The 26,779-nt window shown below is 67.7% G+C and carries 15 protein-coding genes; 4 read left to right on the forward strand and 11 right to left on the reverse strand.

Annotated elements, in window-relative coordinates; genetic code table 11:
• The first annotated feature begins 32 nt into the window (after positions 1-32).
• Positions 33-956: a DMT family transporter gene (locus tag ACPRTJ_RS05680; RefSeq protein ID WP_054916306.1), complete on the forward strand. Its 924-nt coding sequence runs from the start codon at positions 33-35 to the stop codon at positions 954-956.
• On the opposite strand, the gene ACPRTJ_RS05685 is transcribed toward ACPRTJ_RS05680, so the two are convergent.
• Together ACPRTJ_RS05685 and ACPRTJ_RS05690 are read right to left on the reverse strand one after the other, a co-directional pair.
• The gene (locus tag ACPRTJ_RS05685; protein WP_054916305.1) at positions 868-1,413 is read right to left on the reverse strand and encodes a sterol desaturase family protein; all 546 of its coding nucleotides are present in this window, start codon (positions 1,411-1,413) and stop codon (positions 868-870) included. The two genes, ACPRTJ_RS05680 and ACPRTJ_RS05685, sit on opposite strands and share 89 nt — an antisense overlap.
• 29 nt (positions 1,414-1,442) lie before the next feature.
• Entirely contained in the window at positions 1,443-2,072 is a 630-nt protein-coding gene (locus ACPRTJ_RS05690; protein ID WP_236177011.1) for a TetR/AcrR family transcriptional regulator, read from the reverse strand.
• Between the two features lie 128 nt (positions 2,073-2,200).
• Here ACPRTJ_RS05690 and ACPRTJ_RS05695 point away from each other — a divergent pair, with 128 nt between their 5' ends.
• Positions 2,201-3,283: a sugar phosphate isomerase/epimerase family protein gene (locus tag ACPRTJ_RS05695; protein ID WP_058541390.1), complete on the forward strand. Its 1,083-nt coding sequence runs from the start codon at positions 2,201-2,203 to the stop codon at positions 3,281-3,283.
• On the forward strand, positions 3,280-4,122 hold the full coding sequence (locus tag ACPRTJ_RS05700; RefSeq protein WP_123752905.1) for an alpha/beta fold hydrolase: 843 nt from the start codon (positions 3,280-3,282) through the stop codon (positions 4,120-4,122). The genes ACPRTJ_RS05695 and ACPRTJ_RS05700 overlap by 4 nt, the downstream gene beginning before the upstream one ends.
• A gap of 73 nt (positions 4,123-4,195) precedes the next feature.
• Here the strand turns inward: ACPRTJ_RS05700 and ACPRTJ_RS05705 are convergent, their stop codons facing one another.
• Together ACPRTJ_RS05705 and ACPRTJ_RS05710 are read right to left on the reverse strand one after the other, a co-directional pair.
• Positions 4,196-4,588 (reverse strand): lysozyme inhibitor LprI family protein, encoded by a 393-nt coding sequence (locus ACPRTJ_RS05705; RefSeq protein WP_078479919.1) that lies wholly within the window; start codon positions 4,586-4,588, stop codon positions 4,196-4,198.
• A 25-nt stretch (positions 4,589-4,613) separates the two neighbouring features.
• A complete protein-coding gene (locus tag ACPRTJ_RS05710) occupies positions 4,614-5,516 on the reverse strand; it encodes a LysR family transcriptional regulator (protein ID WP_100633007.1) in 903 nt (300 codons plus the stop codon).
• Positions 5,517-5,610: 94 nt separating this feature from the next.
• Here ACPRTJ_RS05710 and ACPRTJ_RS05715 point away from each other — a divergent pair, with 94 nt between their 5' ends.
• Entirely contained in the window at positions 5,611-6,084 is a 474-nt protein-coding gene (locus tag ACPRTJ_RS05715; RefSeq protein ID WP_054916300.1) for a DMT family transporter, read from the forward strand.
• A gap of 4 nt (positions 6,085-6,088) precedes the next feature.
• On the opposite strand, the gene ACPRTJ_RS05720 is transcribed toward ACPRTJ_RS05715, so the two are convergent.
• From ACPRTJ_RS05720 to ACPRTJ_RS05750, 7 genes are all read right to left on the reverse strand, one after another.
• Positions 6,089-6,610 (reverse strand): hypothetical protein, encoded by a 522-nt coding sequence (locus tag ACPRTJ_RS05720; protein WP_426428332.1) that lies wholly within the window; start codon positions 6,608-6,610, stop codon positions 6,089-6,091.
• A gap of 15 nt (positions 6,611-6,625) precedes the next feature.
• Positions 6,626-7,153: a hypothetical protein gene (locus ACPRTJ_RS05725; protein WP_278929260.1), complete on the reverse strand. Its 528-nt coding sequence runs from the start codon at positions 7,151-7,153 to the stop codon at positions 6,626-6,628.
• The gene (locus ACPRTJ_RS05730) at positions 7,154-7,702 is read right to left on the reverse strand and encodes a hypothetical protein (RefSeq protein WP_054916297.1); all 549 of its coding nucleotides are present in this window, start codon (positions 7,700-7,702) and stop codon (positions 7,154-7,156) included.
• 73 nt (positions 7,703-7,775) lie between these two features.
• Positions 7,776-8,333, reverse strand: coding sequence for a GNAT family N-acetyltransferase (locus ACPRTJ_RS05735; protein WP_043864414.1), 558 nt, complete (start codon positions 8,331-8,333; stop codon positions 7,776-7,778).
• Positions 8,330-9,922 carry a J domain-containing protein gene (locus tag ACPRTJ_RS05740; protein WP_426428335.1) on the reverse strand — a complete coding sequence of 531 codons (1,593 nt, stop codon included), beginning with the start codon at positions 9,920-9,922 and terminating at the stop codon, positions 8,330-8,332. Before ACPRTJ_RS05740 ends, ACPRTJ_RS05735 begins: the two co-directional genes overlap by 4 nt.
• Positions 9,923-9,932: 10 nt before the next feature.
• Positions 9,933-11,627: a molecular chaperone HscC gene (locus ACPRTJ_RS05745; RefSeq protein WP_426428337.1), complete on the reverse strand. Its 1,695-nt coding sequence runs from the start codon at positions 11,625-11,627 to the stop codon at positions 9,933-9,935.
• 95 nt (positions 11,628-11,722) lie between these two features.
• Positions 11,723-26,731, reverse strand: coding sequence for an autotransporter-associated beta strand repeat-containing protein (locus ACPRTJ_RS05750; RefSeq protein WP_426428339.1), 15,009 nt, complete (start codon positions 26,729-26,731; stop codon positions 11,723-11,725).
• Between the last annotated feature and the right edge of the window lie 48 nt (positions 26,732-26,779).

Raw genomic sequence — 26,779 nt, forward strand, 5'->3', positions numbered from 1 at the left:
CCCGACTTCTTCGCAACAGACCAGAGAAAACCATGCAGTCATCCAACGGGGTCACCCTCTCCAGCAACCGGGCCATCGTCGAACTGACACTGGGCGGGCTGATGCTCAGCCTGTCGGCGCTGGCGGTGGCCTTCGCCCATATCGGCGCCGGGGGCGCGGGTTTCTACCGGATGCTGATCGCCTCGGTGCTGTTCTACCTGCTGCTGCGGGTGAGAAGGCAACCTGCTCGCCTGGCCCACCCCAGGGCTCGACGCTACACCGCCCTGGCCGGCGTGTTCCTGGCCATCGACCTGATCCTGTGGCACCACAGCATCTACATCGTCGGGCCGGGCATCGGCTCGATCCTGACCAACTGCCAGGTGTTCTTCATGACCTTGCTCGGGCTGTGCCTGCTCAAAGAGAAACCGTCGCTGTATTTCGTCGCCTCCATCAGCCTGGCCTTCGTCGGCCTGTACCTGTTGCTGCTGCCGGAGATGGGCAGCGCGCTGGGTATCCAGGGCGTGGTCTATGGCGTGCTGTCGGGGCTGGCCTATGCCGTGTGCGTGTACTACCTGAAAGTCACCACCCAACTGCCCCAGGGCGGCGGCGACAAGATCGCGCAGATGCTGCACCTGAGCCTGTGGGCGGCCGGGGTGATGCTGGGGTACGCGCTGTTGCGGGGCGAGAGCCTGGCCATCGCCGACCAGCAGACCTTCTACATGCTGGTGATCTATGGCGTGCTGGTGCAGTTCGTCGGCTGGTTGCTGGTCAACCGCTCGATTGGTGCCATCAGCCTCGGGCTGGCAGGGCTGATCCTGCTGCTGGAGCCGGTGATCACCTACTTCATCGACGTGGCGTTTCTGGATAAGGCCAGTTCGGCCATGCAGATCACCGGGGCGCTGGTGACGGTGCTGGCGGTGTACATTGGCTCGATAAAGCCGCCGAGCAAGGCCCCGGCGCTGAGCGAGCCGGCCTGACACGGCGCTCGCGCAGCTGCTGCCTGAGCACATGCAGGGGCGGTGCGTAGAGGAAGCCGAACGACACGCTGTGCCTGCGCCCCTTCACCGCGTGGTGCATCAGGTGTGCGTGGTACAGCCGACGCAGATAGGGGTGGCGCGGCCTGGGGCGCGCGGGCCAGTGGCGGTGCACGATGCCGTCGTGCACCAACACGTAGATCAGCCCGAACCCCGCCACCCCGGCGCCCACCCACTGCAACGGGTCGTGGCCGGCATTGCCCAGCACGATCAGGGTGATCGCGGCCAGGGCCAGGATCAGCAGGTAGATATCGTTGGTTTCAAGCGTGCCCAGGTGCGGTTCGTGGTGCGAGCGATGCAGAAACCAGCCCCAGCCGTGCATCACGTACCTGTGCGCCAGATAACCGACACCTTCCATGGCGACCAGGGTGCAGAGAAAAATCGCGAAGTGGGCAATCATGGTCGGTACGGGGTTGGGAAATGACGGTGTCAGGGTATTTGATCGGCGGCCGATGGTCCATGCCCACCGGTAGCCAGGGCCAGCATCTGCATGGCCGGCGCCACTGCCTTGAGCAGGCGCTCACGCGCGACCCCGTCGCGGGCCTGCACCGACAACCCATGCAGCAGCGTGGCAAAAAAATCGCCCAGCGATTGCACATCGACCTCGGGTTTCAACTCGCCCGCCTCGGCCGCCTGCTGCAAGCGCTGAATGATCGACAAGGTTTTTTCGCGGCGGTGGTCGGCCAGCCATTCACGCACGGCGTCGTTGTCGGCCGAGCAGTTGGTGGCTGCCGACACCACCATGCAGCCCAGTGGACCCGCTGGGCGGGTGTACAGGTCGACGGCATCGAGCAACAGCCGCTCGATGGCCTGGTAGGCCGTGGGTTGCTCGCTCAGCGCCTGGGTCGAAAATGCGCCCTCTTCGCGCTCATACAGCTCGATGGCCTCCTTGAACAAGCGCTCCTTGGAGCCGAACGCGGCATAGATGCGCGCCGAAGCGATACCCAGCGCAGCTACCAGGTCGCTCATGGACGTGGCTTCGAACCCTCGTGCCCAGAACACATCCCGGGCGGTGCGCAACGCGGCTTCACGGTCGAACTGGCGTGGTCGGCCTGCCATCTCGATAGTCTCCAACCAGGAATGAAGGCGGCATTATCCGTAATTGTTTGTCGAAAGACAAAGAATACTTGACGGCGCGCAGACTGCATCCTTATTGTTTGTCGATCAACAAACAATAGGAGTTCCACATGATCACGTTGAAAGGCCCCAGCCTGCATCTGGCGCAATTCAGTGCCGACCAGGCACCGTTCGACTCACTGCCCAACATCGCCCGGTGGGCTGCGCACATGGGCTTCAAGGCGTTGCAGATACCGGCCTGGGACAAGCGTCTGTTCGATGTCGAGCTCGCCGCAAGCAGCCAGGCCTACTGCGACGACATCACTGCCATGCTGGCCGAACACGGGCTGGTGATCAGTGAGCTGACCACGCATCTCTTCGGCCAGCTGGTGGCGGTACACCCGGCATACGACGCCTTGTGCGACAGTTTTGCACCGGCCCACCTGCAGGGCGACGCGGCTGCCCGCAGTGCCTGGGCGGTGCACCAGCTCACCTGCGCGGCCATCGCGTCGCGGCGCCTGGGCCTGAGCGACATGGGGACTTTTTCCGGTGCACTGGCATGGCCGTACGTCTTTCCCTTCCCGCAACGACCCGACGGCCTTGTTGAAACAGCCTTCGCCGAGTTGGCCAGGCGCTGGCTGCCGGTGCTCGATACCTGCGCCGAACAGGGCATCAACCTGTGCTTCGAAATTCACCCCGCCGAAGACCTGCACGACGGTGCAAGCTTCGAGCTGTTTCTCGAACACGTCGGCCACCACCCGCGCTGCAAGATGCTGTTCGATCCCAGCCACCTGATCCTGCAGCAACTCGACTACCTGGCGTTCATCGACCACTACCGGGACTACATCCGCATGTTCCACGTCAAGGACGCCGAGTTCCTGCCCACCGGCAAGCAGGGCCTGTTCGGCGGTTATCAACCCTGGCTCAAGCGCGCCGCACGCTTCCGTTCGCTGGGGGACGGGCAGGTCGACTTCAAGGGCATCTTCAGCAAGCTGGCCGAATACGACTACAGCGGCTGGGCCACGCTGGAGTGGGAGTGCTGCCTGAAAAACCAGCACGATGGGGCACGTGAAGGGGTGGCGTTCATCAACCGGCACATCATCCAGGTCACCGACACGGTGTTCGACGACTTCGCCGGTACCCCGGTGGCGCCGGCGGTCATCGCCAGGATGCTCGGCCTTGAAGGCAACCCTGTCGGGGAGCTGCAACGATGAGCACGCATTCTCACCATTACGCCCATGTGCACGGCCTGCGCCTGCACTACGTCACCCAGGGCGAAGGGGCACCGGTACTGCTGATCCCCGGCTGGCCACAGACCTGGTACACCTGGCGGCACGTCATGGCGGCCCTGGCCGACAACGGTTACCAGGCGATTGCCGTGGACCTTCCCGGCATGGGGCTTTCCGACAAGCCGCTGGACGGCTACGACACCGGCACCTGCGCCGCCCGCCTGCACGCGCTGATGGGGCAACTGGGGCACGAACGCTATGCCGTGGTGGGCCACGATGTGGGCATGTGGGTGGGGTATGCCCTGGCCAGCGATTTTCCGGGGGTGGTGAACCGGCTGTGCCTGAGCGAAGCGGTGATTCCGGGCCTGGCGCCGGCGCCGTCGATCTTCGCGCCGCCGGAGCAGAACATCTTCCTGTGGCACTTCATGTTCAACCAGTTGCAGGACCTGCCCGAGGCGCTGATTACCGGGCGCGAAGCGCAGTACCTGAGGTTCATGTTCGAGAAATGGGCTGTGCGCCTGGATCGGGTGGCGGTGGATACCTATGTGCAGGCGTACTCGGCGCCGGGGGGCTTGCGTGGCGGGTTTGCCTACTACCGCGCGATACCCGAAACGATTCGCCAGAACCAGCAGCGCGGGCAGGTGCCACTGGGCATGCCGGTGCTGGCGATCGGGGCGCAACTGGCAACCAATGATGCGCCGCGGGTAACCCTGGAGGGGCGCGCCGCCACGTTGCAGGGCGCGATCATCGAGGGCTGCGGGCACTTTGTGACCGAAGAGGCGCCCGAGGCATTTGTCGGGCACCTGCTGCCGTTTCTGCGCTGAGGGTTGCGGCGCGGCCTTCGCCAGCAAGGCGCGCGCCTGTCATCGAGCGCGTGCCATTGCCGGCGAAGGGCGTTCAAGGCGCCTGCAATGCCTCCAGCTCATCCGCGCGTTCGGAGGTCATGCGCAGGCGGCAGCCACCGCCATTGAGGATGTCCATGGTGCCGCCGGTCTGCGTGAAGTAGAAATCGCAGTTGCTGTCGATGTACTTGATCCACGCCCGCTGCGCATCCCGGAGCTTGCCCTGCTGCACCGGCCCAAACGCGGCCATGGCCTTCTTGTAGACCTGGTTCAGGCGTTTGTCCTGGCGGGCGATCTCGGCGTTGTTGCATTCGTTCATGCTCACCGTGGTGTTCGCGGTGTCCATGCAGGCCTTGTACGCCACCGAAGTCTTGTCCTGCGCCAGCGCCAGCGGCGCAACTGCCGCCAGCGACAGCACCGCAACCCCCATCATCCGCTTGATACTCATGGCTTGCCTCTCCTGTTCTGACTGCCTAGGGCGCACAGGCTCGCATGACCTGCTCGCGCAACCAATGGTGCGCCGCTTCCTTTTTGCGTCGCTCGTGCCACACCTGCTGAAAGGCGAACGCGCGAATCGCCAGCGGCGGCTCGAAACAGCGCAACCCACGCAGCGCCTTGATGTTCTGCACGCTGCGCCGCGCCACGGTCAGCACCAGGTCGGTACCCACCAGCACGTCGCTGGCCGCCGCCCAGTGCGGCAACGCCAGCACCACCCGGCGCTGCTGCCCCAGCGCCGCCAGGGCCTGGTCGATCTCGTTGTCGGCCCCGGGTCGCATCGCCACCAGCACATGGGGGCGCGCCAGCCAGGCGGGCAATGTCAGCCCGCCACGGGCCGGCAGCGTGGCGCGGTCGGCCACACACACGAACCCCTCCTCGAACAGCGTGGCGGCCTGCAACGGCTCGGCCAGGGTGGGGAATACGCCCAGCGCCAGGTCCACCTCGCCATCGAGCAACTGGCCGAGCATCGCCTCGCGGCTGCCCTGGCTGACCACCAGGTCGATGCCCGGTGCGGTCTCGCGCAGGCAGCGCATCAGGCCCGGCAGCACCACCCGCGCGCCATAGTCCGACATCGCCAGGCGAAAGCTGCGCCGCGCCCGCGCCGGCTCGAAACCGGGGCTGCCCAGCAGCGCATCCAGTTGCTGCAGGGCATCCTGCAACGGCGCCGCCAGTTCCAGCGCACGCAACGTGGGCTGCAGGCGGCCCGCACGGCGCACCAGCAGCGGGTCCTGGAAGATCTCGCGCAACTGCGCCAGCGCATGGCTCACCGCCGGCTGGCTGCGGTGCAGGCGCAAGGCCGCGCGCGAGACGTGCTGCTCGGCCAGCAGCGCATGCAGGGTCAGCAGCAGGTTGAGGTCGATACGGCGCAGATCATCCATGTGGCGAATAGCCCCTGTGCACAATTCGAATTTCCATCAGTGAAACAGATAACCAAGACTGTACCAAGCCCTCCATAGCCAGAAGGAAACCACCATGAACCTCAACCTCGCTGTCGCCATACCGCTGCTTGTCGCCCTGCTGGCCGGTGCCGCCGTGCCGTTCCAGGCCGGCGCCAACGCCGCGCTCGGGCGCCTGCTCGGGCACCCGCTGTGGGCCACGCTGATCTCGCTGGCGGTGAGCGTGCTGATGGTGCTGCCGGCCCTGCTGCTGATGCGCGCACCGCTGCCGCAACTGGCCAACCTCGGCCAGGCGCCGTGGTGGGCGTGGCTGGGTGGCGTGGCCGGGGTGGCCTACATCACCGCGGCGCTGATCCTCACCCCGCGCCTGGGCGCGGCCGGTTTCATCGTGTGCGTGATCGCCGGCCAGGTACTCTCGTCGCTGATCATCGACCAGTGGGGGCTGATGGGCCTGCCATCGCGCCCGGTCAACGGCCTGCGCATCGCCGGGGTGGCGCTGATCATCGTCGGCATGCTGGTGGTGCAATGGGGCACCCGCGCCAACCGTTGAGGGCTCACCAGGGGTGGGTGCGCTCGAACACGTAGCCGTGCTGGGGGAACGCATTGAACAGGATCACCCCCAGCACCACCAGCAACAGCAGCCAGTCGACAACGCGCAGACGCGGCACCTGGCGCACCTCGCGCCGGTCATGACAGTGCAGCGCCTGCCCCAGGGTCATCAGTACGAAGGCGCCGATCCACAGGTAGTACCCCACGCCCAGCGCGGTGAGTTGCACGAAATCGTAGGACTGCGGCGTGTTGTCCGGCACCGTGCTCACCACCAGGAACGACAGCCCCAGCAGCAGCGCCAGCACCGACAGGCCCAACCCCACCCGCGGCCACCAGCGATGGGCCAGCAGCGCCAGGCCGAAGACCGGGTTGGCAAACCAGCCATAGATCTGGAACGGGATGCCCCACAGCCCGTACACCAGCAACCATACCGAACTCATGTGGGCACCGTTGTCGGTGTAGTAGGCATTGAAATACAGGCAGGCCACGTACAGCACCAGGCTGAGCGTGAGGTAATGACGTTTCACAGGAGTGTCCGCAGGTCAGATGGAATTGGAGGGTATTGCCGGGGCCGAGGGCGTGACATTGGCGCCGCTGCCCACGCTGAACGAGAACGCCGCCGTGGCATAGATCGCCGCCACCAGCACCCAGGCCAGCCAGCCCTGGCCCGGCCCGCCCGGCGCCTGCCGACGGTTGAGAAACTGGCCGGCTACGTATGCCGCCAACGCCAGCAACCACAGGTAGTAGGCGCCGAGCAGGTTGGCCTGGCCATTGGCCTTGCGCGGCACCAGCGCGCTGTCGCCCCAGCCGATCACTGGCAGCCACTGCGCCGCCAGCACCAGTGCCGCGACCGCCGCCAACAGCGACAGCAGCGGCCGGTTGCGCCGCAGCATCAGTGCCAGGCACAGCAGCGGGTTGGCCCACCAGGCGCTGCCACCCAGCCAGCCGAGGGTCAGCACATGCATGCCGCGCATGGTCACCTCGCTGACCGGCACGGCATCCAGAAACAGGCTGCCCAGGTACAGCGCCAGGCTCAGTACCACGTAATGCCGCTTGAACAGTGCCAGCATCTAGTTGACCCCGAGTTCGCAGTCGTCGCAGGCCGCTGGTGGCTCGCCGAGGTTCATGTAGACCGGTCGCGCCGGCGCGACGGTGGCCTTGACGAACGACAGTGGAATGGTCAGCACGATACCCGCCACCAGCACCCAGTGCAGCCAGCCCAGCGCTGGCTGGGTAAGCCTGGGCTGGCGCCGGTAGCGGTGCTGGCCGATCACGAATGCCAGCATCGAGGCCAGCCACAGGTAGTAGCCGGTGCGCACGTCAGGCCCGCCGTGGGGCGCCGGCGGGATCGGCGACCAGTCGGTCCAGCCCAGCGCCAGGGCCGAGCCCGCCAGCAGCAGTGCGCACCAGCCCAGGCGGTAAGCGGTTTTGGGGTCTTTGCGGTGGGTTGCGAAGGCGCCCAGCAGCAGCGGATTGGCGAACCACAGGCCGCCGGCCAGCCAGCCCATCGACAGCGCGTGCATGCCGCGCAGCACCGAATCGTGCCCCCAGGCGCAGGCCTCCGGGTACAGGCAGGCGAGGTACAGCAGCAGGCTCAGCAAGCGGAAATCGAAGCGCACCAGTAAGTCCATTCAGCCGGGTGGGAAGCGGGGCGCGACGATAGCCCATCGCCTGCCCCGCTGTCCAAGTCATTCAGGCCGATTCGAGCAGCAGCCCGTACAACGCCGAATCCGACACCTCGCCGGCGATGCACCAGCGCTCGCGCAGCAGCCCTTCACGCTCGAAGCCCATGCGTTCGAGGGTGCGCGCCGAGGCACCGTTGCGCGGGTCGATCTCGGCCTCGAGGCGGCGCATGTTCAGGCCGATGGCAAGGTACTCGACGAACAGCTCCAGCGCCTCGCCCATGTAGCCCTGGCCCTGGGCGCTGCTGGCCAGGCAGTAGCCGATTTCGCCGCGGCGCGACTCGGCGTCGATGTTGAAAAACTGGCACATGCCCAGCAGCAGGTCGCTGCCCTGCGGGTAGATACCCAGCTTGAGGCTGCGCCCGGCCAGGTAGGCGGCGCGGTCGGCCAGCAAGGCCACTTCGGCTTCGTCCAGGGTCTGCCACGGCCCGTGGTGCCAGTAACGCATCACCTCGGGGTCGGCCATGATCCCCAGCCACTGCTCGGCATCGCGGGCCTGCATGGGCCGCAGTTGCAGGCGCGGCCCGTTCAGGCACAGCGCGGTGTCGAAAGCTTCAGGCAAACTCATGAAATTACTCCTGGTGGGTGAACCTGCCACCACGCCACCACGCCCACCGTTACCAGCAGGACCGCGGCCTGGGCCAGGTTGAATTCGTAGAGCCGGTGCAGCGTCACCCACGGCTGGCGCCACGCCGGGCCGCCTTCCTGTGGTGGCTGATACGGCAACAGGCCAAGCAGCCCGACAGCGAAGTAGCCCGTCAGCGCGACGATACCGGTCCACGGGTGGGTACCGGCCAGCATCGGGTAGATCGGCAGTGCCAGCAGCAGGCGCGGCACGCCATGGCGCAGCAGCAGACGCTCGCCATCGGGGTTGAGCCGACGCGGGATCAGCCATTCGCTCAGGCGCAGGTCCAGCGCCAGCAGGTTCGGCGCGGTCCACAGCCAGAAACGCATGAACACCGCCGACAGTTGCACCGTCAGCAGCGAGCCCACCACGGCGGCAATCAGTACATTGGAGGGGTGCGCGAAGAAATCCGGCCCCGCCAGCCACAGCACGATCACCAGCACCATGCAGCTCATCACCCGCAGGTAGCTGCGCGGGTGCAGCGGGCGCGGCGCCAGCCTGCGCCAGAAGTACAGGTCGCGGTGCGGCACCTGGTCGAGCAGTTCAGGGTAGTGGTAGAGCAGGGTTTGCGTCAGGTGCTCACAGGCTTCCCAGTCGGCCTCGCTGAAGCCCTGGGCCAGCGCCACCTGCTGCTTGAACTCGAGGTTGCGCAGCAGCAGGTAGGCCGCATTGCCCTCGGGGTTGGTGTGCCAGTGCCACTGCTCGGCCAGGGCCTGCTGGCGGGCGAACCAGGTATCGCGACGGCAGCGCTCGTTCAGGCCCTGCCACAGGTGCGCGGGCCGGGGGCCACCGTCATCGTCGCTCCAGTTGAAGTAGCCGCACACGCGTTCGAACAGCGCGGTGCTGCTGCCGGGGTGATCGTGCAGCAGCTCCAGCAGCATGGCCTGGAACTGCTCGCGGCGGTCGAAGGGCTCCAGCCAGGCCTGCCCGCCCCAGTGCTGCAGGCTGGCGAAAAACGCCTGTTCGTCGCCCGCCTGCAAATAGTGCTGCAACTGCGCGTGGCAGGCTTGCCAGAGGCTGCCCAGCAGTTCGTCGCCCTGGTACGCGCCGATCGGCACCGCCTGCCAGGGGGTGAACCAGCCACGCCTCGGCACCGCCCAGTGCAGGATGGGCAGGCGCAGGGTTTCGTCATCCAGGCTGCGCTGCAGCAACTGCTGCTCGAAGGCCGCCTCGCACCCCAGTTCACCGGCCTGGCGCCACAGGTTGTCGAGCTGCGCAGGGTCCAGCCCTTCGAGCAGCGCGCGGGCCTGTTGCTCCCTGGCGGGTGTGGGTTCGACGTCGACGTGCACCGCCGCGGCCTGCGGGGCTGGCACATCGGCCGATTCCAGCGCTGGCGCTGCATCGTCCTCGTGTGCCCAGCGGCTGCGCGCCAGCGCCTGTTCATAGGCCTCGCGCAGGCGCTGGAAGGCCTCGGGGTCCTCGTCGGGGCGGTGCACCTTGAGCAGGCGCGCATACTGGCGCCTGATACTGCGTTCATCAGCGCCCGGGGCCAGGGCCAGCACGCTCCAGCAGTCTTCGATCACGTCACTCATTGCCGCTCCTTCAGCGCCAGCTGTCCTGGCCCAGTTCATTCACGCGCTGTTCGAGCTCGTGGCGCACCTCGCGGATCTGGCGCTCGTCCTGGGTTTCCAGCACGCGCTGGAACTGCGCGGCCCAGGCCCCGATCAGCTCACGTACCTCGCCCAGGCTTTCCTGATACAGGCGCTCCAGGCGCGCCAGCAACAGGGTGTTGGGTTGCTGGTCACGCGGGTGGGTCTTGAGCTCGGCCAGCGCCGCCAGGCGTTCGCGTACCTCTTCGGGGCTGAGTACGCCGGGGTTGTTCTCGATCACCAGGGCATGCTGCTCGCCGGTCAGCGGGATGCTCACCTGGGCTTCGAGAATGCCGTTGATGTCGTAGGTGAAGCGCACGTCCAGGGCCACCTCGCCGGCCTTGCGCCGTGGCACCGGAATCTCCAGCACGCCCAGCAGCACGTTGTCGCGCACCAGGCGGCTCTCGCCCTGGAACACCTTGACCAGCACCTGCTCCTGCTGGTCGCCGACGGTGTACACCGTCTGCACCCGGCTCACCGGCACCACGCTGTTGCGCTCGATGATCGGCAGGTAGTGCCCGCTCTCGTGGCGGTCACCGACCTGGCGCACGGTTTCCATGCCCAGGGTGTAGGAGCACACGTCGGTCAGCACCACCTCTTCGAGCGCGGCATCCCGGGCCTTGAGCGCGGCCTGCACGGCGGCGCCGTGGGCCACCACTTCATCGGGGTTGAGGCTGATCGAAGGGAAGCGCCCGAACAGCCCGGCCGCCAGCTTGCGCACCAGCGGCATGCGCGTGGTACCGCCCACCAGCAGCACTTCGTCCAGGTCCGAGGCGCGGATGCGCGCATCGCGCAGGGCGCGTTCGATAGGGGTGCGCAGGCGTGCCAGCAGCGGTGCGAACAGGTCGGCCAGGGCGTCCTGGGTGTACACGTGGCGCCATTCGCGGCCCTCCACGCGCACCACGAAGTCGGCCTGCTGGGCCTGACCCAGCTGCCGGCGTACACGCTCGGCCTCGCGGCGCAGCGGCTGCAGCAGCGTGGTCGCGCCGGGGAAGTCGTTGCCCTGCTGGGCCTGCACGAAATGCTTCAGCAGCAACTGGTCGAAGTCTTCACCGCCCAGGTAGTTGTCGCCGGCGCTGGCGCGCACCTCCATCACCCCTTCGAACAGCTCCAGAATCGACACGTCGAAGGTGCCGCCGCCCAGGTCGAAGACCAGAAACGAGGTTTCCTTGTCGCGCTGGTGCAGGCCATAGGCGAGTGCGGCGGCGGTGGGTTCGTTGATCAGTTTGTCGACGCGCAGCCCGGCCAGTTCGCCGGCCACGCGGGTGGCCTTGCGCTGGGCATCGCTGAAGTAGGCCGGCACGCTGATGACCGCCTCGGTGACCGGCTCGCCATAGGCACGCTCGACGTCTTCCTTGAGGCTCTTGAGCACCAGTGCCGAGAGTTCTTCGGGGCGGTAGGCACGCCCACCCAGGGTGACCTGCTGATTGCTGCCCATGTAGCGCTTGAACAATGCGGTGGTCAGGTGCGGATGGGTGTGCAGGCGCTCGCGCGCCGCCTGCCCGACCAGCACCCGGCCCTGGTCGTCGAGCCCCACCACGCTGGGGGTGAGCGTGTGGCCGAGTGCGTTGGCCACCAGTTCAGTGGCGCCATCGCGCCACACCGCCACCAGGCTGTGGGTCGTGCCCAGGTCGATACCGACGATCATCAGCGACTTCCCTCTCATCAAATCAGAGGGCGATGGTACTTGAGGTACCTGCGCTCAAGCCACCGCCTTCACGCGCCGTGATCGTCGTTCGCCGACTAGAACCCCATGCTGAAACTCACCGTTACCGCATGGTCGCGGGTGTCGCTGGACAGCTGCCCCGAATAGCCCAGGCCCAGTTTGCCGGCCTGCCCGATCGACAGGTCCAGCCCCGCCTCGACCACCGCCGCATCGCGGGCGATCGGCACGCCCTGGGTGGTGAAGCCGGCGCCGCCCTCGATGAAGCGCAGGTCGGCATCAGGCTTGGTGTCGCCGTAGGCATGCCGCCAGCCCAGGCTGCCACGCGGGGTCAGGGTGCTGCCGTTGGCCAGCTTGAACGCCTTGCCCGCCCGCAGGCCCACGGTGGAGAAGGTGATGTCCTGGTCGGCACTGGCCTTGAGCCGCGCCGCGCCGCCCTTCTCGCGTGCAGTGTCGCTGTCGTAGTTGACGTAGGCCAGGCCCGCGAACGGTTCCAGCGCCACGCCGCCTGCCTCGATGGCGTAGCTCACCTCGCCGAACACCTGCGCGGTGCGCGCCTTGTACTTGGCCTTGAGGCGGTCGTCGTAGCTGCCGATGGCGACGTCACGCTTGCTCTCGATGTCGTGCCAGCTGTACGCCGCACCCACGCGGGCCGAGAAGGCATCGAGCTGGTAGCCCAGGTAGGTGGCCAGGTGGTAGCTGTCGATGCTCGCATCGGAACGGCGGCCGCTGGCATCCAGGTCGCTGCGGGTATAGCCGGCGGCCACGCCCACGCGCCAGTCGCTGTTCAGGCTGCGGTCCACCCCGAGCAGGAAGCCCTGCACGTTGCGGTCGATGCTGGCGCTGTTGCTGTTGCCGTCCATCTTGCCCCAGGTGCCCAGTGCCTGCGCCCAGCCCACGGCCTCGTCGTGGCAACCGTCGCTGGTGAGCTGGTTGGCGTTCGGTGCCAGGGCCCGACGCGGATCCTCCTCGCGCATGCAGCCTGGCTGGCGCAGGCGGTCGTTGACCGCTTCGCGCACGTAGCGCGAGTCTTCGATCAGCGCACTGGCGGTACTGGCATGGATCTCGCCCGACAGGCTGTCCAGCGCCGCCTGAACGCCACCACGGTTCTGCGCCATGACCGCGCCCAGCACCGCCGCCGGTGCCCCGCTGCTGCCCAGTGCGCCGGCCACGGCCTGCTGGTTGGGGGTCGCAGCCACATCGCCGAGGCTGGTGCCGTTGCGGCTGATGGTGACGCCGACCTGATTGCTGCCGTAGTTGAGCGTGGTGTCGTAGAACGGCGTATCCGGCAACTGCACGGTGGTGAAGGTGCCATTCACCCCGCCGCCGGCAGTCACCACGGTGTACTGCGCGTTGCCCGAGGCCGGTGCCGAGTTCAGCACCACCAGGCTGCCGCCCAGGTTGGCCGTGCCGCCCACGGTCAGGCCGCTGCTGGCGGGGTTGCCGACCACCACCTGCAGGGTGCCGCCCGGGGCGTTGGTGAAGTTGCCGCCGACCTTGAGCCCGCTGGCCGGGTCAGGCTGCACCACACCGTTGTTGACCAGCGAGCCCACGCTGCCGTTGCCGCTCAGTGCGGCACCGGCCCCCACCGTGACCTTGGCCCCGAGCACCGTGCCCGGGTTGGCCGCATTGCCCACCAGCAGCAGGCCCTGGTTGACCGCCAGGTTGCCGCTGAACGGCTGGTTGCCGGTCAGCAGCAGGCTGCCACTACCCTGCTTGACGGTGTTGCCGGTGCCGCTGAGCACACCGTTGAAGCGGCCGTCGGTGTCCTGCTGGAACACCAGGCTGGCGTTGTCGACGATGTTGCCTTGCAGGCTGGTGGTGTTGCCCACCAGCGTACCGCCGCTGACCCTGGTGCCGCCGGTGTAGGTGTTGGCGCCGCTCAGGATCAGCGTGCCTGCGTCGAGTTTTTCGATACCGCCCGCGCCCACCAGCGGCGCGGAGATCTGCGTGCTGTCGCCGGTGTTCACGCGCACGGCGGCCAGGTCGCCATTGGCTGCATTGACCGGTGTCAGGCTGCCGCCGCTGCCGGCCACCAATTGGTAGCCGCCGCTGAGGAACTGCAGGCCGGTGAAGGACTGGTTGCCGGCCACGGTGACGGTCCCCGCCTGGCCACCGAACACGCCGAACTGCGCATCCCAGGTTTCGCTCAGGTTGCCGTTGACGTCGGTCCAGTTGGTGCCGTTGCCCCAGGTACCGCTGCCGCCACCGATGGTGCCGTCGGCATTGGTCTTGCCGCCGTTCCAGAACTGCAGTGCGCCACCTGCGCCCTGCACCACCAGGTTGATCTGCTGGGCGATGGCCGTCTGCAGGGTCAGTTGGCCTGGCAAGGTGCCGCCTGGCAGCAGGCCGAACAGCAGGCCGTTGTCGGTCAGGTTGCCACCGTAGCTGAACAGCTGGTAAACGCCGCTGCCGAAGCCACCGGCATTGCTGATGTTGAGCGTGCCATCAAGGGTGAGGTCGCCCGCCACCTTGACCACGGTGGTCGAGGCCGATGCCTGCCCGAGCGCCAGGTCGACATTGCTGCCGGCATCCAGGTTGAGCGCGCCGACCTTGAGTGGCGTGGCGCCGCTGCCCGCCGCCAGGGTCGCACCGCTGGCCAGGTTGACCGTGCCGGCGTAGTTGCCGCTGCCGCCCAGGGTCGCCCCGTTGTTGACCTGCACCGTGGCACTGGCCAGGCTGCCGTTGACCAGCAGGCTGCCGGCGTTGACCGTGGTGGCGCCGGTGAAGCCGCTGTTGCCGGTCATCAGCAGTTGCCCGCTGCCGATCTTGATCAACGTGCCGCTGCCGGTGAGGTTGCCGGTGTAGGTACCGTTGCTGGCCTGTTCGAAGGTCAGCGCGGCGTTGTTGAGGATCGCGCCCTGCAGGCTGCTGGTATTGCCCTGCACGCTGCCGGCGTTGAAGGTGCTGCCGCCGCTGTAGGTGTTGGCACCGCTCAGCAGCAGTGCGCCATTGCCGTTTTTCACCAGGCTGCCGTTGCCGCTGATCACCCCGTTCAGGGTCAGGTCGTGGCTGCCGCCCAGGGTCAGTTGCGAGGCCAGGCTGACGGCGTTGCCCAGTTGCAGGTCAAGCGTGCCGTCCAGCTGCGCAGTGCCACCCACCGTAAGCGCGCCGCTGCCCAGTGCAGCGTTGTCGCCCAGGGTCAGGCTGCCGGCATTGAGGCGCGTGCCGCCCTGGTAGGTGTTGGCGCCGGCCAGGGTCAGGTCGGCCGTACCGTTCTTCACCAGGCTGCCGCTGCCGCTGACGAGGTTGGTGAGATCAAGGTCATTGCTGCCCGCGATGGTCAGCGCACCGCCGAGCGTCACGGCGTTGCCCAGGGTCACGGCCTGGTTGGCATCCAGCATGGTGCCGTCGGCAGCCGTCAGCGCGCCGCTGCCCAGGGCGGTGTTGCTGCCCACCACCAACGTGCCGCCGTTGAGCTGGGTGCCGCCGGTATAGCCGTTGTTGCCGTTGAGCACCAGGGTGCCGCCTTCGAGCTTGGCCAGGGTGCCGCTGCCGTTGATGTCCACGTTCAGTGTGGCGCTCACGCCGTTGCCGATACGCACGTTGCCGGTGCCCTGGGCACCGTTGGTGAGGTTCAGCGCGTCACCGCTCAGCACGTAGCCATTGTCGAGGAACTGCAGGCCGTTGACGGTCTGCACACCATCGACGGTCACCGCGCCGCCCGTGCCCTGGAACACCGCGAAGGTGCCGTTCCAGGCCTGGTTGAGCGCTCCGTTGGCATCGGTCCAGTTGGTGCCGCCGACGCTCCAGACACCGGCGCCGCCGTCGACCGATCCATTGCCGACGGTCTGGCTGCCGTCCCAGAACAGCACGTTGTTGTTGCTGCCGCCCACCACCAGGTTGACCTGGTTGTTGACGGCGGTCTGCACATCCAGATCGCCCGCGATGACCCCATTGGGCACGCTGCCGATGGCCAGGCCGTTGTTGGTCAGCGCGCCGCTGTAGTCGATCAGGCGATACACGCCCGCACCGAACCCGCCCAGGTCGGTGACATTGAGCTTGCCGTCCAGGGTCAGGTTGCCGCCCACGTTGATCAGCGCCGGGGTACCCACCACAGGGGCGCCCAGGGCCGCATCCAGGTTGGCGTCCGCGCCCAGTACCAGCGAGCCGACGCTCAGGGTATCGCCGCTGCGCAGCGACAGGTGCCCGCCGTCGGCGACGGTCAGCGCGCCGCCGAGGCTGCCGGTGCCGCCCAGGGTGCTGCCGCTGTTCACCGTGACCGTGCTGCTGGCCAGGCTGCCATTGACGATGAGGCTGCCGCCGCTGACGGTGGTGGCCCCGCTCAGGGTATTGCCACCGCCCAGGGTCAGCGTGCCGGTGCCGGTCTTGTCCAGCGTACCGGTGCCGCTGAGCACCCCGCCGAACGTGCCCTCGCCCACTTGCAGGCCGGTACCGGCGCCCACGTTCACGGTGCCGCTGCCGCTGAGCTCGCCCAGGTTGGTGGTGCCGCCCAGGTTGAGGCTGGCGCCGTTGCCCAGGTTGAGCTCGGCCGGGTTGCCGAGTGCACCGCTGCCCACCGTGCTGAGGCTGCCGGAGAGAATGTTGAGGATGCCGCTGAAGCTGTTGTTGCCGCTGAGGGTGAGGTTGGCCGCACCGTTCTTGTTCAGGGTGCCCGCACCGCTTAGCACGCCGGCCAGCGTCAGGTTGTTGGTGCCCGCCACGTTGAGCGTGCCGCCCACATCCACCGCGTTGGCCAGGGTCATGGCGCTGGTGGTGGTCAGGGTGGAGGTGCCGCTGACACTCAGGGCACCGCTGCCCAGCGCCGAGCCGTTGCCCAGGGTCAGGTTGCCGGCACCCAGCTGGGTGCCGCCGCTGTAGGTGTTCACCCCGGTGAGGGTCAGGCCGCCGCTGCCGGTGTGGTTCAGGCTGCCCGTGCCACTGATGACACCGCCCAGGGTGAGGTTGTTGCTGCCCGGCAGGGTCAGGCCGGCGTTGAGCACGATGGCATTGGCCAGCGACAGCGCACTGCCATTGACCAGGCTGGAGGCGCCACTGACGGTGAGCGCACCACTGCCCAGCGCCCCGGCGTTGCCGACATTCAGGGTGCCGCTCTGCAGTACGGTACCGCCCGTGAAACCGTTGGCACCGTTGAGCGTGAGGCTGCCGCTGCCCTGCTTGGTGAGGCTGCCGGCGCCGTTGACCAGGCCATTGAGGGTCAGGTCATTGCTGCCGAGCAGCGTCAGGTTGCCGCTAAGGTTGAAGGTGTTGGCCAGCGACAGTGCGCTGCTGCTGTCCAGTTGCGTGCCCGCGGCCGCGTTGAGGGCGCCGACGCCCAGTGCGGTGTCACTGCCCAGTACCAGCGTGCCGGCATTCAGGGCGGTAGGGCCGGTGTAGCTGTTGTCGCCGTTGAGCGTCAGGCTGGCGCCGCCCGCCTTGAGCAGGCCGCCGGTGCCGCTGATGTCACCGTCCAGCGTCAGTGCGTTGCTGCCGGCAATGCTCAGTTGGCCGAGCAGGCCGATGGTGTTGGCCAGGCTCACCGCCTTGTTGCTGTCCAGGGTGGTGCCATTGGCCGCAGTCAGCGTGCCGCTGCCCAGCGCGCCGTCATTGCCGACCACCAGGGTGCCGCCATTGAGCTGCGTACCGCCGGTGTAGCCGTTGGCGCCGTTGAGCACCAGCGTGCCGCTGTCGAGCTTGGCCAGGGTCGCGCTGCCATTGACCGGCAGGCCCAGGGTGGCGGTCACGTTCGGGTCGACACGTACCGCAAAGCTGCCACTGTTGCCGTTGACGGCGTTGAGCACGCCGCCGCTGCCGGCGACCAGCTGGTAGCCGTCGGTGATGAACTGCAGGGCATTGACGGCCTGGCCACCTTCGACCGTGACCACGCCGCCCGCAGCGCCCTGGAACACCGCGAACTGCCCCTGCCAGACGTCGTTGACGGTGCCGTTGAGGTCGGTCCAGTTGGTGGTGGTGCTGTTCCAGGTGCCGCTGCCGCCCTGCACCACGCCATCGGGGACAGTGCCCGCCCCATCCCAGAACTGCACGATCAGGTTGGGCGAGTTGACCAGCACGTTGACCTGGCCGGTAATCGCGGTTTGCAGTTGCAGCTCGCCGGGCGTGACGCTGCCCGGCAGGCTGCCCAGCACCAACCCGTTGTTGGTCAGCGAGCCGTAATCGAACAGGCGATAGATACCATTGCCGAAGCCGCCGTCATCGGTGATGTTGAGCGTGCCACCCAGGGTCAGGTTGCCGGCAACATTGAACAACGAGGTACCGCCGGTGACGGGCGAGCCGAGTGCGACGTCGATGCTGGCGTTGGGCGCCAGCGCCAGCGAGCCGAAGCTGAGCTGGGTGCCGCTGGTGCCGGCCAGGTGGCCGCCGTTGACGATGGTGGTCAGCCCGCCCACGCTGCCGCTGCCGGTCAGGGTCGCGCCGGAATTGACCGTCAGGTTCCCCCCGTTCAGGGCGCCCGACACGTTCAAGGTACCGCCGCTGACCTGGCTGGCGCCGCCCAGGTTGCTGATGCCGGCAAGTTCCAGCACGCCGGTGCCGACCTTGTTCAAGCCGCCGCTGCCGACCAGGGCACCGGCGAAGACGCTGTCCAGGTTGGTACTGCCCAGGCTCAGCGTGCTGCCCAGGCCGATATTGGTGGTGCCGCTGCCGGTGAGTGCACCGATGCTGGTGTTGCCGTTCAGGTTCAGGTCGGTGCCGCTGCCCAGGTTGACACTGGCGACATTGCCCAGGGCGTTGCTATTCAAGGTGGTCAGCATGCCCTGGGTGATATCGAGTGTGCCGCTGAAGGTGTTGTTACCGAACACCACCAGTTCCTGGGCGCCGCTTTTGATCAGGTTGCCCGAGCCACTGATAACCCCACCCAGGGTCAGGTTGGCGGCCGTGTCCAGGGTCAGGTCGCCATTGACCGCGATGGCATTCAGCAGCGTGACAGCCTGGGTATTGCCCAGGGTGCTGGTGCCCGTCGCGCTCAGTGCGCCGCTGCCCAGCGCAGCGCCATTGGTGACGGTCAGGGTGCCGCCGCCCAGGCTGGTACCACCGGAGTAGGTGTTGGTGCCGCTCAGGGTCAGGTTGCCGCTACCGGTCTTGATCAGTTGGCCGTTGCCGCTGATCACGCCGCCCAGGCCGAAGTCGTTGCTGCCGTTGACGGTGAGGTTGGCATTGAGGCCGATGCCGTTGTTCACTACCACGGCGCTGTTGCCGCTGCTCAGGGTCGAGTTGCCGGTGACCGACAGCACCCCGGTGCCCAGCGCATTGTTATTGCCCAGCACCAGGGTGCCGGCGGTGAGGATAGTCTCGCCGCTGTAGGTGTTGCTGCCGTTGAGGGTGAGGGTCGCAGCGCCGTTCTTGGTCAGGTCGCCGGGGCCGTCGATCACGCCGTTCAGGGTCAGGTCGTTGCTGCCGCCGACGTTCAGGTTGCCGACAATGTTCAGCGCATTGCCCAGCGTCACCGCCGTGCTGGCATCGAGGATGGTGTTGTTGCTGGTGCGCAGGGTACCGACGCCCAGTGCGCTGTCGCTGCCCACGATCAAGCGGCCGGCGCCCAGCAGGGTGTCGCCGCTGTAGGTGTTGGCGCCGCTCAGGGTCAGGTCGCTGGCACCGGTCTTGACCAGGCCGCCCGCGCCGCTGATCGCGCCCGTCAGGGCCAGGTTCTGCGCGCCGAGCAGGGTCAGGTTGCCGGTCAGTACCAGGGCATTGTCCAGGGTCAGCGCGGTGCTGGTGTCCAGCGTGGTGGCGCCGGCGGCGGTCAGGGTGCCACTGCCCAGCGCCGTGGCCGAGGTCAGCAGCAAGCCGCCGGCATTGAGCGCGGTACCGCCCTGGTAGGTATTGTTGCCGCCCAGGGTCAGCACCCCGGTGCCGGTCTTGATCAGGCCGCCCGCACCGCTGATGTCGCCGCCCAGGGTCAGGCCGGCGCTGTTGGCGACGGTCAGGTCGGCATTCAGGCCGATGGCGTTGCCCAGGTTCAGCGCGGTGTTGCTGGCCAGGGTGGAGGCGCCGCCGACCGTCAGCGCGCCGCTGCCCAGTGCGGTGACGTTGCCTACGGTGAGGGTGCCGGCATTCAGGGTGGTGCCGCCGCTGTAGGTGTTGGCACCGGTGAGGGCGAGGTTGCCGCCACCGGTCTTGATCAGCCCGCCAGTGCCGCTGACCACGCCCGTCAGGCCCAGGTCGGTGTTGCCGGCGACCGTCAGGTTGGCGCCCAGGTTGACCGCGTTGGCCAGGTTCACCGCAGCGCTGCTGGCCAGGGTGGACGCCCCGCCCACGCTGAGGCTGCCGTTGCCCAGCGCCAGCGCATTGCCCACGGTAAGGGTGCCGGCGTTCAGGGTGGTGCCGCCCTGCCAGGCGTTGGCACCGGTCAGGGTCAGGTTGCCCGCGCCATTCTTGGTGAGGCTGCCGGCACCGTTGACCTGGCCGCCCAGGGTGATGTCGTGGGTGCCGCCAACGGTCAGGTTGCCGGCCAGCGATACGGCGTTGAGCACGGTGACATCCAGGCTGCTGTCCAGCGTGGTGCCGCCTGCTGCCACCAGGTTACCCAGGCCCAGCGCCTGGTCACTGCCCAGGACCAGGCGGCCGCCATTGAGCAAGGTGTTGCCCAGGTGGGTGTTGCTGCCCGACAGGGTGAGCGTCGCGCCACCATTCTTGCTCAGTCCGCCGCTGCCGGTGAGGTTGCCGGCAAGGGTCAGGTCGTTGCTGCCGACCACCGTCAGGCCGCCGAGCAGGCCGATGGCATTGCCCAGGGTCACGGCGCTGCTGGCGTCCAGTGACGTGCCGGCCTGTGCAGTGAGCGTGCTGGTGCCCAGTGCGGTGTTGCTGCCGACGATCAGGGTGCCGCCGGCGAGGCTGGTGCTGCCCTGATAGGTGTTGTTGCCATTGAGGGTCAGGCTGGCCGAACCGTTCTTGACCAACCCGCTGCTGCCGCCGATCACGCCATTGAGCACCAGGTTGCTGGTGCCCGGCAGGGTCAAGTCGGCGCCCAGGTTGATCGCGTTGGCCAGGCTCAGCGGGGTGCTGGTCGCCAGGCTGGACGCGCCGGTGACGTTCAGCGCACCACTGCCCAGTGCCGCACCATTGCCCAGGGTGAGGGTGCCGCCGCCGACGCTGGTGCCGCCCTGGTAGGTGTTGGCACCATTGAGGGTCAGGTTGCCCGTGCCGGTCTTGTTCAGGGCACCGCTGCCGCTGACGATGCCGTTGAGGGTCATGGCGTTGAGGCCGTCGAGGGTCAGGTTGGCGCCCAGGTCGATGGCGTTGGCCAGGTTGGTCGTGGTAGTGCCTGCCAGGCTGCTGGCAGCGGTCACGTGCAGCGCGCCTGTGCCCAGGGCCAGGTCATTGCCCAGCAGCAGCCGGCCAGCGGCCAGGGTGGTGCCGCCGGTGTAGCTGTTGGCGCCGCCCAGGGTGAGCGTGGCAGCGCCGTTCTTGGTCAGGTTGCCGGCGCCGTTGATGCTGCCGTTCAGGGCCAGATCGTTGCTGCCGGCCACCGTCAGGCCGCCGAGCAGGTTGACGCTGTTGCCCAGGGCGATGCTGGCGTTGCTGTCCAGCGTGGTGCCGTTGGCGGCAGTCAGCGCACCGCTGCCCAGCGCCAGGTTGTTGCCCACCACCAGGGTGCCGCCATTGAGGGCGGTGCCGCCGCTGTAGCTGTTGCTGGCGTTTAGCACCAGCGTGCCGCTGTCGACCTTGCTCAGCAGGCCGCTGCCGCCCAGGGCGACACCAACCGTGGCGGTCACACCCGGATCGACACGCACCGTAGTGGCGCCATTGCTGCCATTGACCAGGTTCAGCTGGCCGGTCACGCCATTGAGCAGGCGGTAGCCATCGGTGACGAACTGCAGGCCGGTGATCGACTGCGCGCCATTGACCAGCACGTCGCCTGCGGCGCCCTGGAATACCGCGAAGTTGCTGCTCCAGTCACGGTTGCCGGTGCCGTTGACCGTGGTCCAGTTGGTACTCAGGGCATCCCAGGTGCCGTTGCCGCCCTGGATCACGCCGTTGCCGACCAGGCCGGTGCCGTCCCAGAACAACACGCTGCCATTGGCGCCACCGACCAGCAGGTTGACCTGGCTGCCGATCGAGGTCTGTACCTGCAGGTCGCCCAGCTGCACGCTGCCGGGAATGCTGCCGATCACCAGGCCGTTGTCGGTGAGCTGGCCGGTGTAGTTGATCAGGCTGTAGATACCGGTGCCAAAGCCGCCGATGTCGCTGACATTGAGGGTGCCGTCCAGGGTCAGGTTGCCGTTGACCTTGATCAGCGCATTGCCGCCGGTAGCCGGCGAACCAAGGCCCACGTCGAGATTGGAGTTGGCGTTGAGCACCAGCGAGCCCAGGGTCAGGCTGCTGCCGCTGTTGGCCGCCAGGTGGCCGCCATCGGCGATGGTCACCGCGCCCAGCACGCTGCCAGTGCCGGTACTGGTGAGGGTGGCGCCGGTATTGACCTGCACCAGGTTGCTGCCCAGCGAACCGGTGACGTTCAGGGTGCCGCCATTGACCTGGGTGGTACCGCTCAGCAGGCCGTTGTTGCCGGCCAGTTCCAGGCTGCCGCCGCCGACCTTGATCAGGCCACCGGCCCCGGCCAGGCCGCCGGTGAATACGCTGCTGGCATCCCCCGCGCCCACGCTCAGGTTGGTACCGGCCCCCAGGTTCACGCTGCCGCTGCCGGTGAGGCTGGCAAGGCTGCTGCTGTTGCCCAGGTTGAGGCTGGCGCCCAGCCCCACGTTCACCGCCGAGGCGTTGCCCAGCGCGCCGGCACCGACCGTGGTCAGGCTGCCGTTGAGCACGTTGACCGCGCCGCTGAAAGTGTTGTTGCCACTCAGGGTCAGGTCGGCCAGGCCATTCTTGATCAGGCCACCGGTGCCGCTGATCACCCCGCCCAGGCTCAGGTCGTTGTTGCCCGCCAGGCTCAGGTCGGCATTGAGTATCAGGTTGTTGCCCAGTGCGAAGCTGGCGCTGTTGTCCAGGCTGGCGTTGCCGGCCACGGTCAACGCGCCGGTGCCCAGGGCATTGGCATTGCCCAGGGTCAGGCCGCCGGCATTGAGCACGGTGCCGCCCTGGAAGGTGTTGACGCCATTGAGGGTCAGGTTGCTCGCCCCGTTCTTGACCAGCCCGGCGGCGCCGCTGATCACGCCGCCCAGGGTCAGGTCGTTGCTGCCGGCCAGGGTCAGGTTGGCACCCAGGTTGATCGCGTTGGCCAAGGCGAAGCTGGCGCTGTTGTCGAGGCTGGCCGCACCGGTCACGTTCAGTGCGCCATTGCCCAGCGCCGAGGCATTGCCCAGCACCAGCGCGCCGGCGTTGAGCAAGGTCCCGCCGGTGAAGGTGTTGAGGCCATTGAGGGTCAGGGTGGCGGCACCATTCTTGATCAATTGGCCGGCCCCGGCGATCACACCGCCCAGGGTCAGGTCATTGCTGCCGACAACGCTCAGGTTGGCGTTCAGGTTCACCTGGTTGGCCAGGTTGAGCGCCACGCTGTTGTCGAGCGTGGCAGCGCCGCCCACGTTCAGTGCGCCGCTGCCCAGTGCCTGGTTGTTGCCCAGGCTGAGGCCGCCGCCATTGAGGTTGGTACCGCCTTGATAGGTATTGGCCGCGTTCAGGCCGAGGGTGGCCGTGCCCGTCTTGGTCAGGCTGCCGGTGCCGCCCACCACGCCGTTGAGCGTCAGGTTCGCGGCCCCGCCGATGCCCAGGTTGCCGGCCAGGTTGACCAGGTTGGCCAGGCTGACCGCCGTGCTGGCCTCCAGTTGGGTGTTGCCGGCTGCGTTCAGCACGCCGGTGCCCAGCGCGGTGTTGCTGCCGACGATCAATTTGCCGGCGTTCAGGTTGGTGGCGCCGCTGAAGGTGTTGGCACCGCTCAGGGTCAGGTCGGCACCGCCGGCCTTGGTCAGGCCGCCTGCGCCGCTGATCACGCCGCCGAGGTTGAGGGTGTTGCTGCCCAGCAGGTTGAGGTTGCCGGCCAGGGTCACGGCATTGCCCACCGTCAGGGCTTTGGTGGCGTCCAGCGAGGTGTTGCCGGCAGCAGCCAGCGTACCGGTGCCCAGTGCGGTGTTGTTGCCCAGGATCAGCGTGCCGGCATTGAGCGCCACGCCGCCACCGAAGGTATTGGCAGCGCCCAGCGTCAGGTTGGCCGCGCCGTTCTTGCTCAGGCCCGAGGCGCCGCTGATGACGCCGTTCAGGGTCAGGTTGCTGGTGCCCGGCAGGGTCAGCACGCCATTGAGAACCACGGCATTGGCCAGTACCAGCGGTGAACTGTTGGCAAGGCTCGCCGCGCCGCCGACAGTCAGGGCGCCGGTGCCCAGCGCTGCGGCACTGGCCAGGGTCAGGGTACCGGCGTTCAGGGTGGTACCGCCGAGGAAGGTGTTGTTGCCGCTGAGGGTCAGGTTGGTGGTGCCGTTCTTGATCAGGCTGCCATTGCCGCTGATCAGGCCTTGCAAGGCCAGGTCGTTGCTGCCGTCGAGGGTCAGCGCGCCGTTGAGCGTGAGGGCGTTGCCCAGGGTCACGCCCGGGGCGGCGTCAAGGCGGGTACCGTCCGCCGCGATCAGTGCGCCCTGCCCCAGCGCCGTGCTGCTGCCGAGCACCAGCTTGCCGGCGTTGAGCCGGGTGTTGCCCACGTAGGTGTTGTTGCCGGAAAGGGTCAGGTCGGCCGCGCCGTTCTTGATCACGCCGCCCGCGCCACTGATCGGGCCGCCCAGGCCAAGATTGGCCGTGCCGCCGACGGTCAGGTCGGCGCCAAGGTTGACCGCGTTGGCCAGGCTGAGTGCCACGCTCGCATCCAGGCTGGCGGTGCCCGTGGTGTTCAGGGCGCCGCTGCCCAGGGCGTTGGCCGCGCCCACCATCAGGCCGCCGGCATTGAGCGTCACACCGCCCTGGAAGCTGTTGTTGCCGTTGAGCGTGAGCAACGCGGCGCCGTTCTTGACCAGCCCGCCGCTGCCCGACACCACGCCGCCGAGCGTCAGGGCATTGCTGCCGGCCAGGGTCAGGTTGCCGCCCAGGCTGATGGCATTGGCCAGTGCAACCGAGCTGGTGCTGTCCAGCGTGGTGCCATCGGCCACGGCCAGCGTGCCGGTACCCAGCGCCGCATTGTTGCCGACGATCAGCTTGCCGGCCTGCAACTGCACGCCGCCGCCGAAGGTATTGGCCGCGCCCAGGGTGAGGTCGGCCGCACCGCTCTTGATCAGCCCGCCCGTACCGCTGACCACGCCCCCCAGGGTGGTCGCGCTGGTGCCCAGCAGGCTCAGCGTGTTGGCGCCGAGCACCACGGCGTTGTTGAGGTTGACTGCGCTGCTGGCGTCCAGGCTGGCATTGGCGCCCAGGGTAAGCGCGCCGGTACCCAGCGCCGCACCGTTGCCTACGGTCAGGCTGCCGCCGTTGAGCAGCAGGCCGCCGGTGAAGGTGTTGGTGCCCGTGAGGTTGAGGTTGGTGGTGCCGTTCTTGACCAGGCTGCCGTTGCCGCCGATGACGCCGCCGAGGGTCAGGTTGTTGCTGCCGGTGAGGGTCAGCGCACCGCCCAGGCTGATGGCGTTGGCCAGGGTCAGCGCACTGCTGGTGTCCAGGCTGGTGCCGGCGGCCGCAGTCAATGTACCGCCCCCCAGCGCGGCGGCATTGCCGAGAATCAGCTTGCCGGCGCCCAGCGTGGTACCGCCGCTGTAGGTGTTGCTGGCGGCCAGGGTCAGGTCGCCGCTGCCGGTCTTGTTCAGCGAACCGGTGCCGCTGACCACACCGCCCAGGGTCAGCGCATTGCTGCCGGGCAGGCTCAGCGCTGCCGACAGCTGCACAGCGTTGCTCAGCACCAGCGGTACCGAGCCCTGCAGGCTGCCGGCCCCGGTAACGCTCAGGCTGCCGGTGCCCAGGGCCGCGGCGTTGGCGAGCGACAGTACGCCAGCATTGAGGAAGGTGCCGCCGGTATAGGTATTGGCCCCGCTCAGGCCCAGGGTGCCGGCGCCTGTCTTGGTCAAGGGGCCGCTACCGCTGACGATGCCGGTGAGGGTCAGGTTGTTGTCGCCGATGATGCCGAGCCCGCCGGCACCGAGGGTGACGGCGTTGGCCAGCGACAGGTTGGCCGCGCCCGCACCCAGCGCGCCACCGTTGGCCGCGATGGTGCCGGTGCCGAAGGTCGAGGCGTCGTCGAACACCAGCGAGCCGCCGTTGAGGCTGGTGCTGGTGACCCCGAGCAACGCGCCGGAGAGTGTCCAGGTGCCGCTCTGCACGAGCAGGTTGTTGAAGTTGATGTAGTTGCTGGCCGAAAGCGTGCCCGTGCCGCCGGTACCGGTGCCCCCGCCGATGGCGTTCTGCAGGGCAAGGGTGTTGCTGCCGCCGGCACCGCCGTCGACCTTGCCGCTAGGCGCATACAGCAGGTTGATGCCGGCGATGCCCAGGTCGACGCCTACACCTCCCCCGCTACTGACACTGGAACCTGTGATTGCGTTGAAGCGGTTGGTGGAGTTCGCCCCCATCGACACGCCGCCACTGATCGCGCCACTGTTGGTAAAGGTATTGCCGGTGGCAGTGCCCGATGCCTGGAACGCCACGCGACCGATGATGGTGCCGGTGTTGGTCATGTTCACGCTGCCGCCGCCATACACCGCCACCACCGGGGCGTCTGGGGCCAGCACGCTGACGCCGACAATGTTCGATGAACCGATGGTGCCGTCGTTGACCAGCGTGGTAACGCCACCGTTGCCGTTCTGCACGCTCAGGGCCAGGCCGTTGAGGTTGAGCAGGCTGGCACTGAGCACACCGGTGGTGCCCTTGATCACGCCACCGCTGAAGTTGGTGATGCTGACCGTGCTGGCCGCCGAGTTGCCGACCTTGATCCCGGAGCTGAGCCCGCTCAGGATCCCGAGGAATGCGGGGTCGATGGTGCCCGAGTTGTTCAGGGTGACGTTATTGCCGCTCAGGTTGACTGCCGTGCCGAGCAACGGCGCGTTGATCTGCGAGCCATTGCTCAGGTTAAGGGTCAGGTTGTTGGCGGAGGAACTGACGTTGCCGTTCAACCCCGGGGTGCAGGTGACCGTCGCGCCCGCACCGGGGATCAGCGGGGTACAGGCGGCACTGGCCGTTGCACTGAACAGGCCGAAAGCGATTCCCGCGGTGGCCAGGCTCACGGCCAGCGACAAGGGGCGAACACGGGTGGGGGCAAGCTTGACGGCACGTCTGTCCACGGGCGACTCCTTCGTGGATCAGGCAGTTCGTTCCTTGAATGCGTGCGA

Source organism: Pseudomonas palmensis (assembly GCF_049942755.1).
GTDB classification, from domain to species: Bacteria; Pseudomonadota; Gammaproteobacteria; order Pseudomonadales; family Pseudomonadaceae; genus Aquipseudomonas; species Aquipseudomonas palmensis.

Bases quoted from the DNA above. Each gene is read 5' to 3' on its own strand.
- ACPRTJ_RS05680 (WP_054916306.1), top strand. From the start codon at position 33: ATGCAGTCATCCAACGGGGTCACCCTCTCCAGCAACCGGGCCATCGTC.
- ACPRTJ_RS05685 (WP_054916305.1), bottom strand. From the start codon at position 1,413: ATGATTGCCCACTTCGCGATTTTTCTCTGCACCCTGGTCGCCATGGAA.
- ACPRTJ_RS05690 (WP_236177011.1), bottom strand. From the start codon at position 2,072: ATGGCAGGCCGACCACGCCAGTTCGACCGTGAAGCCGCGTTGCGCACC.
- ACPRTJ_RS05695 (WP_058541390.1), top strand. From the start codon at position 2,201: ATGATCACGTTGAAAGGCCCCAGCCTGCATCTGGCGCAATTCAGTGCC.
- ACPRTJ_RS05700 (WP_123752905.1), top strand. From the start codon at position 3,280: ATGAGCACGCATTCTCACCATTACGCCCATGTGCACGGCCTGCGCCTG.
- ACPRTJ_RS05705 (WP_078479919.1), bottom strand. From the start codon at position 4,588: ATGAGTATCAAGCGGATGATGGGGGTTGCGGTGCTGTCGCTGGCGGCA.
- ACPRTJ_RS05710 (WP_100633007.1), bottom strand. From the start codon at position 5,516: ATGGATGATCTGCGCCGTATCGACCTCAACCTGCTGCTGACCCTGCAT.
- ACPRTJ_RS05715 (WP_054916300.1), top strand. From the start codon at position 5,611: ATGAACCTCAACCTCGCTGTCGCCATACCGCTGCTTGTCGCCCTGCTG.
- ACPRTJ_RS05725 (WP_278929260.1), bottom strand. From the start codon at position 7,153: ATGCTGGCACTGTTCAAGCGGCATTACGTGGTACTGAGCCTGGCGCTG.
- ACPRTJ_RS05735 (WP_043864414.1), bottom strand. From the start codon at position 8,333: ATGAGTTTGCCTGAAGCTTTCGACACCGCGCTGTGCCTGAACGGGCCG.
- ACPRTJ_RS05740 (WP_426428335.1), bottom strand. From the start codon at position 9,922: ATGAGTGACGTGATCGAAGACTGCTGGAGCGTGCTGGCCCTGGCCCCG.
- ACPRTJ_RS05745 (WP_426428337.1), bottom strand. From the start codon at position 11,627: ATGATCGTCGGTATCGACCTGGGCACGACCCACAGCCTGGTGGCGGTG.